Annotated in this window: 14 protein-coding genes and 1 tRNA gene; 8 read left to right on the top strand and 7 right to left on the bottom strand. The window is 56.4% G+C overall.

Annotation, left to right across the window (positions count from 1 at the left end; translation table 11 throughout):
* Positions 1-91 precede the first annotated feature (91 nt).
* Positions 92-1,024 (bottom strand): cysteine synthase A, encoded by a 933-nt coding sequence (cysK, locus tag GKG36_RS05220; protein ID WP_154259551.1) that lies wholly within the window; start codon positions 1,022-1,024, stop codon positions 92-94.
* 222 nt (positions 1,025-1,246) lie between these two features.
* Here cysK and GKG36_RS05215 point away from each other — a divergent pair, with 222 nt between their 5' ends.
* The 4 genes from GKG36_RS05215 (at position 1,247) to GKG36_RS05200 (ending at position 3,733) form a co-directional block, all read left to right on the top strand.
* A complete protein-coding gene (locus tag GKG36_RS05215) occupies positions 1,247-1,678 on the top strand; it encodes an RrF2 family transcriptional regulator (RefSeq protein ID WP_005942625.1) in 432 nt (143 codons plus the stop codon).
* Positions 1,679-1,709: 31 nt separating this feature from the next.
* Positions 1,710-2,501 (top strand): NERD domain-containing protein, encoded by a 792-nt coding sequence (locus tag GKG36_RS05210; protein ID WP_243138979.1) that lies wholly within the window; start codon positions 1,710-1,712, stop codon positions 2,499-2,501.
* A gap of 211 nt (positions 2,502-2,712) precedes the next feature.
* On the top strand, positions 2,713-3,045 hold the full coding sequence (locus tag GKG36_RS05205) for a CidA/LrgA family protein (protein WP_242702883.1): 333 nt from the start codon (positions 2,713-2,715) through the stop codon (positions 3,043-3,045).
* Positions 3,026-3,733: an LrgB family protein gene (locus tag GKG36_RS05200; RefSeq protein WP_097774460.1), complete on the top strand. Its 708-nt coding sequence runs from the start codon at positions 3,026-3,028 to the stop codon at positions 3,731-3,733. The genes GKG36_RS05205 and GKG36_RS05200 overlap by 20 nt, the downstream gene beginning before the upstream one ends.
* A 133-nt stretch (positions 3,734-3,866) precedes the next feature.
* On the opposite strand, the gene GKG36_RS05195 is transcribed toward GKG36_RS05200, so the two are convergent.
* The 4 genes from GKG36_RS05195 to GKG36_RS05180 all read right to left on the bottom strand — a co-directional run bounded on the left by GKG36_RS05195 (position 3,867) and on the right by GKG36_RS05180 (position 7,172).
* Positions 3,867-4,316, bottom strand: a complete 450-nt coding sequence (locus tag GKG36_RS05195) for a MarR family transcriptional regulator (RefSeq protein ID WP_154259548.1) — start codon at positions 4,314-4,316, stop codon at positions 3,867-3,869.
* Positions 4,317-4,328: 12 nt separating this feature from the next.
* Positions 4,329-5,687, bottom strand: a complete 1,359-nt coding sequence (locus GKG36_RS05190) for a citrate/2-methylcitrate synthase (RefSeq protein ID WP_082210853.1) — start codon at positions 5,685-5,687, stop codon at positions 4,329-4,331.
* A gap of 441 nt (positions 5,688-6,128) precedes the next feature.
* Positions 6,129-6,201 (bottom strand) — tRNA-Pro (locus GKG36_RS05185).
* 86 nt (positions 6,202-6,287) lie between these two features.
* Positions 6,288-7,172 (bottom strand): YitT family protein, encoded by an 885-nt coding sequence (locus tag GKG36_RS05180; protein WP_005942639.1) that lies wholly within the window; start codon positions 7,170-7,172, stop codon positions 6,288-6,290.
* Between the two features lie 408 nt (positions 7,173-7,580).
* Here GKG36_RS05180 and GKG36_RS05175 point away from each other — a divergent pair, with 408 nt between their 5' ends.
* The 3 genes from GKG36_RS05175 (at position 7,581) to GKG36_RS05165 (ending at position 11,191) form a co-directional block, all read left to right on the top strand.
* A complete protein-coding gene (locus tag GKG36_RS05175; protein ID WP_005942643.1) occupies positions 7,581-9,239 on the top strand; it encodes a glutamine--tRNA ligase/YqeY domain fusion protein in 1,659 nt (552 codons plus the stop codon).
* Between the two features lie 37 nt (positions 9,240-9,276).
* Positions 9,277-9,663 (top strand): FMN-binding protein, encoded by a 387-nt coding sequence (locus tag GKG36_RS05170; RefSeq protein ID WP_154259546.1) that lies wholly within the window; start codon positions 9,277-9,279, stop codon positions 9,661-9,663.
* A gap of 76 nt (positions 9,664-9,739) precedes the next feature.
* Entirely contained in the window at positions 9,740-11,191 is a 1,452-nt protein-coding gene (locus GKG36_RS05165; protein ID WP_154259544.1) for an aminoacyl-histidine dipeptidase, read from the top strand.
* Between the two features lie 57 nt (positions 11,192-11,248).
* Here the strand turns inward: GKG36_RS05165 and GKG36_RS05160 are convergent, their stop codons facing one another.
* Positions 11,249-12,346 (bottom strand): dipeptide epimerase, encoded by a 1,098-nt coding sequence (locus tag GKG36_RS05160; RefSeq protein WP_097774465.1) that lies wholly within the window; start codon positions 12,344-12,346, stop codon positions 11,249-11,251.
* Between the two features lie 134 nt (positions 12,347-12,480).
* Here GKG36_RS05160 and GKG36_RS05155 point away from each other — a divergent pair, with 134 nt between their 5' ends.
* Complete coding sequence (locus tag GKG36_RS05155) at positions 12,481-13,644, top strand: DUF819 family protein (RefSeq protein WP_005942653.1); 1,164 nt, start codon at positions 12,481-12,483, stop codon at positions 13,642-13,644.
* Positions 13,645-13,707: 63 nt separating this feature from the next.
* On the opposite strand, the gene GKG36_RS05150 is transcribed toward GKG36_RS05155, so the two are convergent.
* Positions 13,708-14,421 (bottom strand): ABC transporter ATP-binding protein, encoded by a 714-nt coding sequence (locus tag GKG36_RS05150; protein WP_005942657.1) that lies wholly within the window; start codon positions 14,419-14,421, stop codon positions 13,708-13,710.
* Positions 14,422-14,423: the final 2 nt, after the last annotated feature.

Below are 14,423 nucleotides of genomic sequence, written 5' to 3'. Positions count from 1 at the left end.
GCAAATCTCCAAAGTGTTTGATAGGGATATTGTAACAAAAAACTCCCGCCCTGTGAAGTCACAGAACGGGAGAAGCGAGCTTTTTGAAAGATCAGTCTGCAAACAGCGGGGTGGACAGATAGCGGTCGCCGGTATCGGGCAGCAGGACCACGATGTTCTTACCGGCATTCTCCGGGCGCTTTGCCAGCTGCAGGGCAGCATAAACAGCAGCACCGGAGGAGATACCCACCAGCACGCCTTCCTTGTGGCCGATCAGACGGCCGGTGGCAAAGGCATCGTCGTTCTCCACGGCGATGATTTCGTCATACACCTTGGTGTCCAGTACGTCCGGCACAAAGCCCGCGCCGATGCCCTGGATTTTGTGTGCGCCTGCGGTGCCCTTGCTCAGCACAGGAGAGGAAGCAGGCTCTACAGCCACCACCTTGACGTTCGGTTTTTTGCTCTTCAGGTACTGGCCCACACCGGTCACGGTGCCGCCGGTGCCCACGCCTGCCACAAAGATATCCACCTTGCCATCAGTATCCTCCCAGATCTCGGGGCCGGTGGTCTCGATGTGGGCCTGAGGGTTGGCCGGGTTCACGAACTGGCCGGGGATGAAGGAATTCGGGATCTCCTTTGCCAGCTCATCGGCCTTGGCAATGGCACCCTTCATGCCTTTGGCACCCTCGCTCAGCACCAGCTCTGCACCGTAAGCCTTCATCAGCTGGCGGCGCTCCACGCTCATGGTCTCGGGCATCACGATGATGATGCGGTAGCCCTTGGCGGCTGCCACAGCGGCCAGACCGATGCCAGTATTGCCGGAGGTAGGCTCAATGATCACGGAACCTTCCTTCAGCAGGCCCTTTTCCTCGGCATCATCGATCATCTTTTTGGCGATGCGATCCTTGACAGAACCGGCCGGATTGAAGTATTCCAGTTTGGCAATGATGTGGGCAGGCAGCTCCTGCTCCTTTTCAATGTGGGTCAGCTCCAGCAACGGAGTATGACCGATCAGCTGATCTGCGGCAGTATAAATCTTGCTCATTGTAGTTTCCTCCCTGATACAGTTATGGGCACATGTGCCCTGCTGGACGACCTGGTTCCAAAACCTTTATACCAACATTGTTTGTGGGTTTGATGGTATTATAGACCCGTTCTGTGCGGTTGTCAATGGATTTTTTGAAAAAAGTGGGATTGAAATATTATTTACCCTGTTGTATAATAGGTTAAAAACTCAATCTATAACCAACAAAGGAAGTACACTATTATGATCGTGTCCACCAAAGGGCGCTATGCACTGCGCGTGATGATCGACCTTTCCGAGCATCAGTCTGAAAAATATGTCCCTCTCAAGGAGATCGCTGCCCGGCAGGAGATCTCGGAAAAATATCTGGAAAACATCCTTAAGGTGCTGGTGCAGAACGGCTTTCTGGAGGGCTTGCGCGGCAAGGGCGGCGGCTACCGGCTCACCCGCAGCCCGGATCAGTACACCGTGGGCGAGATCCTGATGCTGACCGAGGGCAGCCTTGCGCCGGTGAGCTGCCTGACCCCCAATGCGACCCCCTGCTCCCGCATGGCAAACTGCCGCACCTACGAGATGTGGAAGGGGCTGGACGATCTGATCTCCAACTACTTCGGCAATATCACGCTGGCCGATCTCGCCCGGCCTGATCAGGCCGGAAATGATTATGTGATCTGATATGACAATAATCGAGTGGACTATAATTGCCATGATTTCATTGATTGCTCTATGCATCCTCGGTGCCTTTGTGGCTGCTATCCTTGCAGCTGTTTGGGGAGAAGACAAGGGACACGCAGGCGAAATGCAAATTTACAATGTACTGGAACAACTTGAAGGGCAAAAAGCAATTATATCCAACTGTTATCTGCCGCTAAAAGATAGCGGAACCACAGAAGTTGATTTAATCTTAATTCATGAATCGGGTATCTATGTGATTGAATCAAAAAACTATAGCGGCTGGATTTTTGGCAGTGAGAATCATAAGTATTGGACGCAAAGTTTGCCAAACCATAGCGGACAAGCCGAAAAGTATCAGTTTTATAACCCGCTTTGGCAAAACGAAACGCACGTACGATGCTTGAAAAGCTTATTGCAGAACAATGAAGTTCCATACTATTCTTATGTGGTCTTCGGCAACAACTGTGAGATAAAGAACTTACATTTAGTGAGCAACCGGCATCGCGTAACTTATTATAGATACCTTTTAGGGGAATTATCTGAGAACGCAAGAAGCGTTGGCAGGTGTTTGACTGACGAACAGATAAATGCTTTTTATGCACTACTTCTTAAGTTTACAGACGCATCAGTTGAACAGAAAGCAAGACATATAGAAGAGGTTCGAGCAAAACACTACCCCATTATCCAACCAGATGGAACATGGACATGTCCGCAATGCGGAGGACGGTTGGTTCCTCGGGTGGCCAGACGGGGCTCTGGAGCCGGAAAAACATTTTGGGGCTGTTCGAACTATCCAAAGTGCCATTTCATCTATAATGAATAGTCTTTTGACGCACCGGAAAACCGGTGCGCCTTTTTTTGCACAGTTCTCGGCGAAATGTGCAATTTTTCTTATCCAGAATCACGGTTGATGGATTGGGGCTCCTGCGGTATACTTTACCCTTGATGTGTCCATTTACGCTTTTGATCGAGGAAAGGGGAACTTTACTACGAAATATATTTTTCAGTTCGCGCGCATTCTTGCGTTTTGTTTTTTGGGCGAGATCCTTCATGTAGTGCTGCCGCTGCCGGTCCCGGCCAGCGTCTACGGTCTGGTGCTGCTGCTGGCAGCGCTGAACTTCAAGCTGGTAAAGCTGGACGATGTGAAAGAGGTTGGAACCTATCTCACAGGCATCTTCCCGCTGTTGTTCGTGCCCGCTGCCGCCGGTGTGATGGAACTGTGGGCAGAGATGGGCGAGATGCTGTTGCCCATCCTCGTTGCTATTATCCCGGTCACTGTGCTGGTGATGGTGAGTGCAGGCAAGACCACGCAGGCCCTGACCGGCCGCAAGAAAAAGGAGGCTGACAATGACGCAGCTGCTGAATGATTTTTTGTCCGGCTCCGCAGCATGGGGCGTTCTGCTTACGCTGGCCGCGTTTGCACTGGGCACCCTTATCAATAAGGTGACAGGCAAAGCCATTTTTAACCCGCTGCTGCTGGGCAGCATCTTTGTGATCATCTTTCTGTCGGTGTGCAGCATCCCGTATGCGGACTACAAGGCCAGCGCGGCACCGGTGAACTATCTGCTGCTGCCCGCCACCGTGGCACTGGCCATTCCGCTGTATGAAAAGATCGACCTGCTGAAAGAGAACGCCGCCGCCATCATTGCGGGTATCTCGGTGGGCACGCTGGTGAGCCTTGGCAGCGCACTGGCGCTTGCACTGGCGCTGGACCTGACCCGTGAGCAGTATGCCACCCTGCTGCCCAAATCCGTGACCACCGCCATCAGCATGGATGTGGCCGCTGAGCTGGGCGGCATTGCTGCCCTGACCGGTGCGATCGTCATTGTTACCGGCATCGTGGGAGCGCTGCTGGCTGAGACGGTGTGCAAGATGTTCCACATCACCGACCCCATCGCCAAGGGCGTGGGCATCGGAACTTCGGCCCATGCCGTGGGCACCAGCAAAGCCCTGCAGATGGGCGAGGTGGAAGGTGCCATGAGCGGCCTTTCCATTGCGGTGGCCGGTGTGCTGACCGCAGTGCTCTGCCCGGTGTTTGTGAACCTGATCCGGTAAAGGATTTAAAATAGCCGCTCTGGCTTTTTTCAGTAGAATTTATTTATTGATCCGGGAACCTCAGTTTACAACAAAAATGAGATAGGCAACCCCTTTCGGGGGAGTCTATCTCATTTTTTTGTTGAGGCTGTTTTTATACGCCGCTGTGTTCCCGTTCATCCTTCAGGATGGCCGTCACGCTCTGCATGGTGCTTACTGCACGATGCAGTTCTTCGTCGCCAAGCTCTGCACGCAGGCGGGCGTAACAGCGCTGCATGAACGCGCGCTCCTCCGCCATCAGCTCCACAGCCTTGCTGGAAAGCTCCACATAGGTGCGGCCCGCTTCACGGTCGGTCTTCCATGCCACAAAGCCATTGTCCTGCAGCTTTTCAACGGCCTTGGAAAGCTCTGTCACCTTCAGGCCCATAACGGCAGCAAGGTCAGCCAGATAAACCTTACTGTCCGGGTGCTGTTCGGCCTGCATCTTGATGTAATATAAGATCAGGTAATCCGCCCGCTGGATGGTGCTGAACACCTTGTCGATATCAAAATTGTGCAGGAAGAACCATTCTTCCGGGTGATGTTTCAGTTCCACGCTCATCATGCATCCTCCCTGTTATTCCCGCTCATTGCGGCGGATATATTCGTGGGTGCCGCCAAGGCTCTTGTAGGCCGGGCGGATGATCTTGTTTGCGCTGAGCAGCTCTTCAATGCGGTGGGCGCTCCAGCCCATCACGCGGGCCACGGCGAACAGCGGCGTGTACAGCTCCATGGGGATGCCCAGCATATCGTACACAAAGCCGCTGTAGAAGTCCACATTGGGGCTGACACCCTTAAAAATTTTGCGCTCCTCCGCGATCAGCTGCGGGGCCATGTGCTCGATCTTGTTGTAAAGGGCAAGGTCCTTGTCGCGGCCTTTCTCGTGGGCCAGCTGTTCCACATAGCCCTTGAATACCACCTCACGGGGGTCACTGAGGGAGTACACCGCGTGGCCCATGCCGTAGATCAGGCCTTTGCGGTCAAATGCTTCGCCGTGCAGCAGTTTTTTCAGGTAGGCTTCCAGCTCTTCATCGTCCTCGGTGTCGTGCAGGTTTTCGCGGATGTTCTGCATCATCTGCATCACCATCAGGTTGGCACCGCCATGGCGCGGGCCTTTGAGGGAGCACAGGGCAGCCGCCATGGCCGAGTAGGTATCGGTGCCAGACGAAGTGACCACGCGGGTGGTAAAGGTGGAGTTGTTGCCGCCGCCGTGCTCGGCGTGCAGCAGCAATGCCACATCCAGCACGCGGGCTTCCAGCTCGGTGTACTTCATATCCGGGCGCAGCATCCGCAAAAAGTTCTCTGCGGTGGAAAGCTCCGGGTCCGGCCGGTGGATGTACATGCTGCCGTCTTTTTCGTAGTGGTTATAGGCATGGTAGCTGTACACGGCCAGCATGGGGAAGATGCCGGCCAGCTGGATGCTCTGGCGCAGCACATTGGAAATTTCCAGATCACCGGCCTTGGGGTCGTAGGATGCCAGTGTGAGCACGCTGCGGGCCATGGAGTTCATGATATCGTGGCTGGGGGCCTTCATGATCACATCACGGGTAAAGTTGGTGGGCATGGTGCGGCACTCGCCCAGCACGCGGCAGAACTCTTCCAGCTTTTCCTGCGTGGGCAGCTCACCAAACAGTAGCAGATAGCCCGCTTCCTCAAAGGCAAAGCGGCTGCCGGACGACCCGCGGATCAGGTCTTTCACGTCGTAGCCGCGGTAGAGCAGCTGACCGTCGGCAGGCTTTTTCACCCCGTCCACATACTGGAAGGCGCGGATATCGGAGATATTGGTCAGGCCCGCCAGCACGCCCTTGCCGTTTTCGTCGCGCAGGCCCGCTTTAACGCCAAACTCCTTGTACAGGTCCTTGCTGATGCGGTCGTGTTCGGCGCACAGCGGCTGCTGCTGGTCGAAGTATCCCATTACGTTCTGCAGATGATCCATTGGTAGTTGCTCCTTTCCCATTGCCGTCAGCTTGCGCTCACTTGGCAGGCCATCAGGAAGTTTTCTCTGCGAACAGCCCGGAACTTCGGTCCCGCCCTACTGCCTGTGGCAGCAGGGTACCACCCCCAGGACATTCGCTGGAGAAACTTCCTGCCGTCCTGCCCGAAAAAACCGTATTGATTCGGGACGGCATTCACTTACATTCAGAATACTCTTTAAGATTACAAAAAGGATATTTCGGTGTCAAGGTACTGTTTGTAAATAAAAAAAGAACAAAATCGGAAAGCTGCCGGGTGCGCATTTGCCCTTTAGCGCAGGGACAGTTTTTGAGACGGTAACGCACAAATAAGGCATCTTCCAGCCGGATCTCAGGGGACTGGCAACAAATAAAGCCACGACGAAACCGCATTTGTAAACGGTTCATCGTGGCTTTTTGTCATATCGGAGTGGCGAGACTCGAACTCGCGGCCTCCTGCTCCCAAAGCAGGCGCGCTACCAACTGCGCAACACCCCGGCATCCGGCGGCACTGCTGCACCGCCGGAATATAGTATATCGTTTTTGGAGCGGTTCGTCAATAGCGGCGTGGCCCTGCCATGCCTTTAATTAAAGGAGCGGAAGCCCTTGCCGATGATCTCACTGGAATTGACGATGGTGATAAAGCTCCGGGGGTCGTTCTCCCGCAGGAAGTTGCGCAGCTGCAGGGCCTGACGGCGGGTCAGCACCGTCACCAGCACGCTCAGCTCGTGGTGGGTGTAAGCGCCGTAAGCCTTTTCCACGGTAGCGGAACGGTTCATTTCCTTGATGATGAAGTCCAGAATGGGCTGCGGGTTGGACGTCACGATGGTGCACACCTTGCGCAGGCGGATGTTCTCGATGGCGCCGTCCACCACAAAGCTCTTGCCGATCAGGCCAAGGATGCAGTAAAGGCCGGTGCCCATGCCGAACCGCCATGCCGCCGCCAGCACAATGAGGATATCGCTGACCATCAGGGCTTTGCCGATCTCCATAGAGGTATATTTTGCCAGAATCAGGGCCACAATATCCGTACCGCCGGTGGATGCACCGATGTCGAACACGATCGCCGCACCCAGAGCCGGCAGGAACACGGCGAACACCAGATCCAGCATGGCATCGCCGCTCATGGAAACGTTGACGGGATAGAGCCACTCGCACACCGACACAAAAAAGGACAGCGCAAAGGAAGAATAGATCGTCCAGCCCATGGTCTTGATGCCCAGAAAGACGAAGCCCAGCACCACCAGAATCAGGTTGATGATCCACATAAAGCCGCCCACGTTGATCTTAGGGAACAGGTCTGCCAGCAGAATGGACAGGCCCGAGGTGCCGCCAAATGCAAAATGATTGGGATTTTTAAAGTAAACGATGCCGACCGCCGTCAGGATCAGGCCGAGATTCAGCTCACCGAAGAAATTTAAATTCTTCAGCATATTTTTCCTGCTGAACGCTTCTTTTAAACTGTTCATGGGGTTCCTCCTATTTTAAACACGGCAAAATGCGCTGTATGCCATGCAAAAATATACTCTCCTTGCACGGCGGTGTCAAGGGATAGGGAAAAAGTTGTGGAAAACAACATGAATTGGGGATTTTTCGGATGGGAGAACTCCTTCAGTCAAAGCCTGACGGCTTTGCCAGCTCCCTCGGGGAGGGAAGCCTTTGGCAAAGAGGAAAAGCTTTACCGTACTGCCAAGGGCCCCATCTCTGAGGGGGCTGTCACCGAAGGTGACTGGAGGAGTTAAGCTCCCCCTCTCGGGGGAGCTGGCGAGCGTATGCGAGACTGAGAGGGTTTTCTCTTGAAGAAATCGGCAGAATAGTGTATTATATAGTATTATGGAACATATAGGCACTTTGTGCCTTTGACAGGGGGAAAACACATGGCAGATAAAAACTTTCTGACCGACATCATCGACGCTGATCTGGCCGAGGGCAAGATCAGCGAGATCCATACCCGCTTCCCGCCCGAGCCCAACGGCTACCTGCACATCGGCAGTGCCAAGGCCATCTACATCAACTGGTCCATTGCAAACCAGTACGGCGGTAAGTTCAACCTGCGTCTGGACGACACCAACCCTGCCCGCGAGGGTGAGGAGTACGTGAACAGCATCATCGAGGATCTGCACTGGCTGGGTGCCGACCCCAACGGCGGCATCTTCTACGGCAGCGACTACTTTGATAAATGCTACGAGTATGCCGAAAAGCTCATCATGGAGGGCAAGGCCTACGTGGACGACCTGACCCGCGATGAAATGCGCGAGTACCGCGGTGCCGATGCCGGCAAGCCTTCCCGTCCCTCTCCGTGGCGTGACCGCACCCCGGAAGAGAATCTGGATCTGTTCCGCCGGATGCGTGCCGGTGAGTTCCAGGAGGGCGAAAAGACCCTGCGTGCCAAGATCGATCTGGCCAGCCCCAACATGAACATGCGTGACCCGGCTATCTACCGCATCAAGTACGCCGAGCATCACCGTCAGGGCAGCAAGTGGTGCATCTACCCGATGTACGACTTCGCACACCCCATTCAGGATGCCATTGAGGGCATCACCCACAGCATGTGCAGTCTGGAGTTCGAGAACCACCGTCCGCTGTACAACTGGGTCATCGAGAACATCTTCGGCACTGCCTTCCCCAAGCAGCGTGAGTTTGCACGCCTGAACATGACCAACACCGTCATGAGCAAGCGCTACCTGCGTGAGCTGGTGGAAATGGGCATTGTGGACGGCTGGGACGACCCCCGTATGCCCACCCTGTGCGGCCTGCGCCGCCGTGGCTACACCCCAACCTCCATCTTCACCTTTGTGCGGGAGGCCGGCATTTCTAAATCCGACAACCTGATCGACATGCGCCAGCTGGAAGCCTGCATCCGCAGCGAGCTGGACCTGACCGCTCAGCGCCGCATTGCCGTGCTGGACCCCGTAAAGCTGATCGTAGACAACTACCCGGAGGACAAGACCGAGTACTTTGATGTAGCCAACAACCCCAACCGCGAAGCCAACGATACCACCACCCGCAAGGTGGCCTTTACCAAAGAGCTGTGGATCGAGAATGAGGACTTTGCCGAGGTGCCGCCTCCCAAGTTCAAGCGCCTGACCATTGGCGGTGAGGTGCGTCTGATGGGCGCTTACATCGTCAAGTGCACCGGCGTGGAGAAGAATGCCGACGGCAGCATTGCCGCCATCCACTGCACCGCCGACCTCGAGACCGGCAACGGCAATCCCGCCGACGGCCGCAAGGTCAAGGGCACCATCCATTGGGTGAGTGCCGCCCATGCCGTGGATGCCGAGGTGCGCCTGTACGACAAGCTGTTCACCGAGGCCAACATGAACGCCATCCCCGAGGGCAGCGATTACAAGGACTACCTGAATCCGGAAAGCGTTGTTGTGTGCAAGGGCTGCAAGCTGGAAGAAAGCCTGAAGGACGCAAAGCCCGGTGAGAAGTTCCAGTTCGTGCGCACCGGCTTCTTTACCCCGGACTCCAAGAACCCCGGCGTTTACAACCGCGTCGTCACCCTGCGCGACAGTTTCAAACCCGCAAAGTAAAAAATATATCACGTCAAAAGGGAGCATTTGATCTTTTATGAAGAAACTCACCCGGAATGTTATCATCATGGCTGTTGTCACTGTCATTATGGCAGTTGTGCTCGGCCTGTACATCAAGTACACCGGCACTGTGCCCGCTGCCGACAACGCCGCCAGCCTGACGGATGGCATCTATACGTCCAGCGCTCAGGGCTGCCTGAGTGATGTGACCGTCACCGTCACCGTCACCGGCGGCCGGGTGACCGGTGTGGAGATCGATGCATCCGGCGAGACTCCCGAACTGGGCGGCATCGCTGCTGAAACTCTGGCAGACCAGCTGACCAAGGCCGGTTCCACCAGCGGTGTGGACGCTGTTGCCGGTGCTACCATGACCAGCGACGCTGTGTTCACCGCCATGGACGACTGCCTGAGTCAGGCAGAGTAAAGACTCGAAAGACCGGCATGGCTCACAGCTCTGCCGGCCTTTTTTCTTAAAATATAGCACAAGGAGAGGGAACATTATGGGCGTATTATCCAATCTGGAACCAGCTTCGGTTTTTTATTACTTTGAGGAGATCTGCGGCATTCCGCACACCTCCCACCACGAAAAGGCACTGAGCGACTACTGCGTGCAGTTCGCCAAGGCCCACGGCCTTGCCTGCCGTCAGGACGAGATGGGCAATGTGCTCATCAAGGCACCGGCCACACCCGGATACGAGAAGGAGCCGGGCCTGATCCTGCAGGGCCATCTGGACATGGTGGGCGACAAGACCGCCGACTGCCCGCTGGATCTTGAGAAGGATGCCATCCACCCGGTCGTAGACGGCGGCTATGTGTGCGCCGAGGGCACGACCCTTGGCGGCGACGACGGCATTGCCGTGGCCTATGCGCTGGCTGTTCTGGATGCAAAGGACATTCCCCACCCTGCGCTGGAGGTCGTGCTGACCGTCTGCGAGGAGGTGGGCCTGCTGGGTGCGTCTGCCATGGATTTTTCCGACCTTGAGGGCCGCCTGCTCCTCAACATCGACTCAGAGGAAGAAGGCGTGCTCACCGCAGGCTGTGCGGGCGGACGCCGCGTCGAGTGCCATCTGCCCATCACCCGTGCGGCTGTGACCGGCACCGCCGTGAAGGCGGACATCGCGGGACTTGCGGGAGGGCACTCCGGCACCGAGATTCACAAAGGCCGCGCCAACGCCATCGCTCTGCTGGGGCGCTACCTGACCCTGCTGTCTGACCACGGTGCAGAGTACGCTGTGCTCACCCTCTCCGGCGGTGCAAAGGAAAACGTCATCCCGAAAGAAAGCAGCGTTACGCTGGTGCTGCCCGCCGGTATCACCGAAGCCGTGCGCGCTGCCGGGGCAGACTTTACCGCGCAGATGAAAGCAGAATTCGGCACTGCTGACCCGGGCATCCGCCTGCAGCTCACCGAGGAGGGCTGCGGAGAATACGATGCACTGGATGCGAACTCCGCCGAGCGTCTGCGCAAAGCCCTGCTGCTGATGCCCTGGGGTGTGCAGAGCATGAGCATGGATGTGCCCGGCCTTGTGGAGACCTCGCTGAACCTCGGCGTGGCCGAGATGAGCGGCACCGAAGCCATCCTGCGGTTTGCCATCCGCAGCTCGGTGCCCTCGGCCAAGGAGCTGCTGAGCTGCAAGGTACAGTCTCTCACCGAGCTGCTGGGCGGCAGTGTGCGGTTCCACGGTGACTATCCTGCGTGGGTCTATGCCCGCGAAAGCGCCCTGCGCGACCGCTGCGTAGCTGTGTACGAGGCGCAGTACGGCGAAAAGCCCCAGATCGTGGCGCTGCATGCGGGTCTGGAATGCGGCATCCTCTCGGGCAAGATCGAAGGGCTGGACTGCATCTCCTTCGGCCCGAACCTGCTGCACGTCCACACCCCCAACGAGCGCGCCGACATTGCATCAGTGGCCCGTGTGTGGGAATACCTGAAGGCTATTCTGGCTTACAAAGAGTAAAATCTGTACATAAAAAATACGCCGTGCATTGCTGCACGGCGTATTTTTTACGGCATATCAGTCCAAATACTTGATCTTGCCCGGCTCAATGCCCTTGATGCCAAGGCCCGGCTCGTTGGAAACAGTGATGTCTTTTTCGTTGAACACTGCACCGCCGAGGATGGGGTCCTCACTGCACAGCACGGGGCCGTCCAAATCCACGCGGGTGATGATCTGCTTTGCGCAGGCCAGATGCACGGCGGCATTCACGCTGATCTTGGCTTCCAGCATACAGCCGATCATGCACTCCACGCCGTACACCTCGGCAGCGGATGCGATCTTGAGGGCGTTGTACAGGCCGCCGCACTTCATCAGCTTGATGTTCACGAGGTCTGCGGCTCCCATCTGCATGATGGTCAGTGCGTCCTGCGGGGAGAACACGCTCTCGTCGGCCAGCACCGGCACATAGGAGCGCTCGGTAACATACTTCAGGCCTTCAAAATCGTGGGCCTTGACCGGCTGCTCCACGAATTCGAGATCAAGGCCCTTCTCCTGCATTCCGTTCAGGATGCGCACAGCTTCCTTGGGGGTCCAGCCCTGATTTGCATCGATGCGGATGCAGGTCTCCTTGGGCACAGCACCGCGGATGGCGCTCAGGCGTGCAATATCCTTTTCCGGCTCTTTGCCCACCTTGACCTTCAGGCAGTCGTAGCCGCGGTCGATGGCGTTCAGGGCATCGCGCACCATCTCTTCGGGGTCGTTGACGCTGATGGTGATGTCGGTGACGATGGACTTCTTTGCGCCGCCCATCAGCTTGTACACAGGGATTTTGTACAGCTGGCCGTACAGATCCCACAGGGCCATATCCACAGCAGCCTTGGCGCTGGTGTTCTTCTGGATGCAGGCATTCAGTGCGATCATCAGGTCTTCAAAGTCGTCCACATCGCGGCCGATGATGGTCTTTGCGATATGGTCGCGGATGGCACCGATGATGGCACCGGTGGTGTCGCCGGTGATCACACCGGTGGGAGGTGCCTCACCATAACCCACAGCGCCGGTGTCGGTGTGGATCTCTACGATCACATCCTCCACGCTGCTGACCGAGCGCAGGGCCGTCTTAAAAGGCACGCGCAGCGGCACGGAGATCAGACCGAGACGTACTTCCGTGATTTTCATGCAAAAACCTACCCCTTTCGATAAAAAAATATTGCCAGATTATGAAATCTATGGTAGTATTGTATACGAAATTGTCGATATTGTAAAGACAATTGTCCGCAAAAAATTGCACAAAAAGAAAGGGGATTGGGTTCATGATCACAAACGGTTTCACCTACATCGCCGTGCTGGTGTTCATTGCCGCACTGCTGGTGTGGCTGCAACGCTACACGAAGTCGAAATTCTTCGACTATGCACCACCTATCGTTCTGCTGTACCTCATTACCATGATTCTCTGCACGCTGGGTGCATGGGACATGGAGGCCACCAAGCCTGCCTACTCCGTGCTGAAAAACAACCTGCTGTATGCAATGATCTTCCTGATGCTGCTGCGCTGCGACATCCGCAAGATCATCAAGCTGGGTCCCAAGATGCTGGGCGGCTTCTTTGCCGCTTCCGTCTCCATCTCGTTGGCCTTCATTGCCACCTTCGCCATCATGAAGGGGCCCCTTGGCTCCGAAGCATGGAAGGCACTGGGCGCTCTGTGCGGCAGCTGGATGGGCGGCTCCGGCAACATGATCGCCGTGCAGGCTGCGCTGGACATCGGCGAAGCTGACATGGCCTACGCACTGGTGGTGGACTCCATTGACTACTCCATCTGGGTCATGTTCCTGCTGTGGGCCATCAACCTTGCTCCCAAGTTCAACAAGTGGGTCAAGGCCGACACCACCACGCTGGATGAAGTGTCCCGCCGTCTGGAAGAGGACGCAAAGGGCAACGAGGATAAGGCCAGCTTTGTCAACCTGATCTTCCTGCTGGGTCTGGCTCTGGTGATCTCCGCCTTCGGTCAGGATATCGGCGCAGCCCTGAACGGCGCAATGCCCTTCCTGGACAAGGCCACCTGGACCGTCCTGCTCATCACGTTGTCCGGCCTGATCGGCGCTGTCACCCCCGTGGGCCGCATGGCAGGCAGCACCGAGCTGTCCAACCTGCTGCTGTACTCCGTGGTGGCATTGCTTGCCTCCCGCGCAAGCTTCCTGGAGCTGACCGATGCACCCGCATGGATCCTGGCAGGCTTTATGATCCTGGCCATCCACGGCATCATTCTGGTGCTGCTGGCAAAGATCTTCCATCTGGATATGTTCACCTGCGGTGTTGCATCTCTGGCAAACATCGGCGGTTCCGCATCCGCTCCCATTCTGGCTGGTGCCTACAGCGGCGCTCTGGTGCCTGTTGGCGTTCTGATGGCTCTGATGGGCTACGTCATTGGCACGGCAGGCGGCCTGATTACCGCAAATATCATGTCTCTGCTGGCATAACAAATACTGCAAAAAAGGGGCTGTTGCATGTGCAACAGCCCCTTTTCTTATACGATTTTTTGCTTAGCCGCCCAGATATGCGCTGCGCACGCGCTCGTTGGTCAGCAGTTCGGCACCAGTGCCCTCCATGACCACACGGCCCGTCTCAAGGACGTAGGCACGGTCTGCCACGGAAAGAGCCATCTGTGCGTTCTGCTCCACCAGCAGGATGGTCATGCCTTCCTTGTGCACGTTCTGGATGATGTCGAAGATCTCCTGCACCAGCAGCGGCGAAAGGCCCATGGAAGGCTCGTCCAGCATCAGCATGGAAGCGTTGCTCATCAGTGCACGGCCCATAGCCAGCATCTGCTGCTCGCCGCCGGACATGGTACCGGCCAGCTGCTTGCGGCGCTCCTTCAGGCGGGGGAACAGCTCAAACACCTTTTCCTTGTTGGGTGCAATGGTGGAAGCAGGCTGGGTGTATGCACCCATGTCCAGATTTTCTTCCACGGTCATGTGCAGGAACACATGACGGCCTTCCGGCACATGGGCAAGGCCCGCTTCCACGATCTTGTGGGCGCGCATGCCCTTGATGCTGCTGCCCTTGTACAGGATGTCGCCGGTCTTGGGCTTCAGCAGGCCGGAAATGGTCTTCAGGGTGGTGGATTTGCCAGCACCGTTGGCACCGATCAGGGTGACGATCTCGCCCTGATCCACCTCGAAGGAGATGTCCTTGACGGCGTGGATGTTGCCGTAATAGACGTTGATGTTATCAACTTTCAGTAACGTATCAGCCATGG

It is taken from the genome of Faecalibacterium sp. BIOML-A1, assembly GCF_009679715.1.
In the GTDB taxonomy this organism is placed as follows: Bacteria; Bacillota; Clostridia; order Oscillospirales; family Ruminococcaceae; genus Faecalibacterium; species Faecalibacterium taiwanense.
The sequence above is the reverse complement of the archived record's forward strand: the minus strand, read 5'-3'. Positions and strand labels throughout refer to the sequence as shown.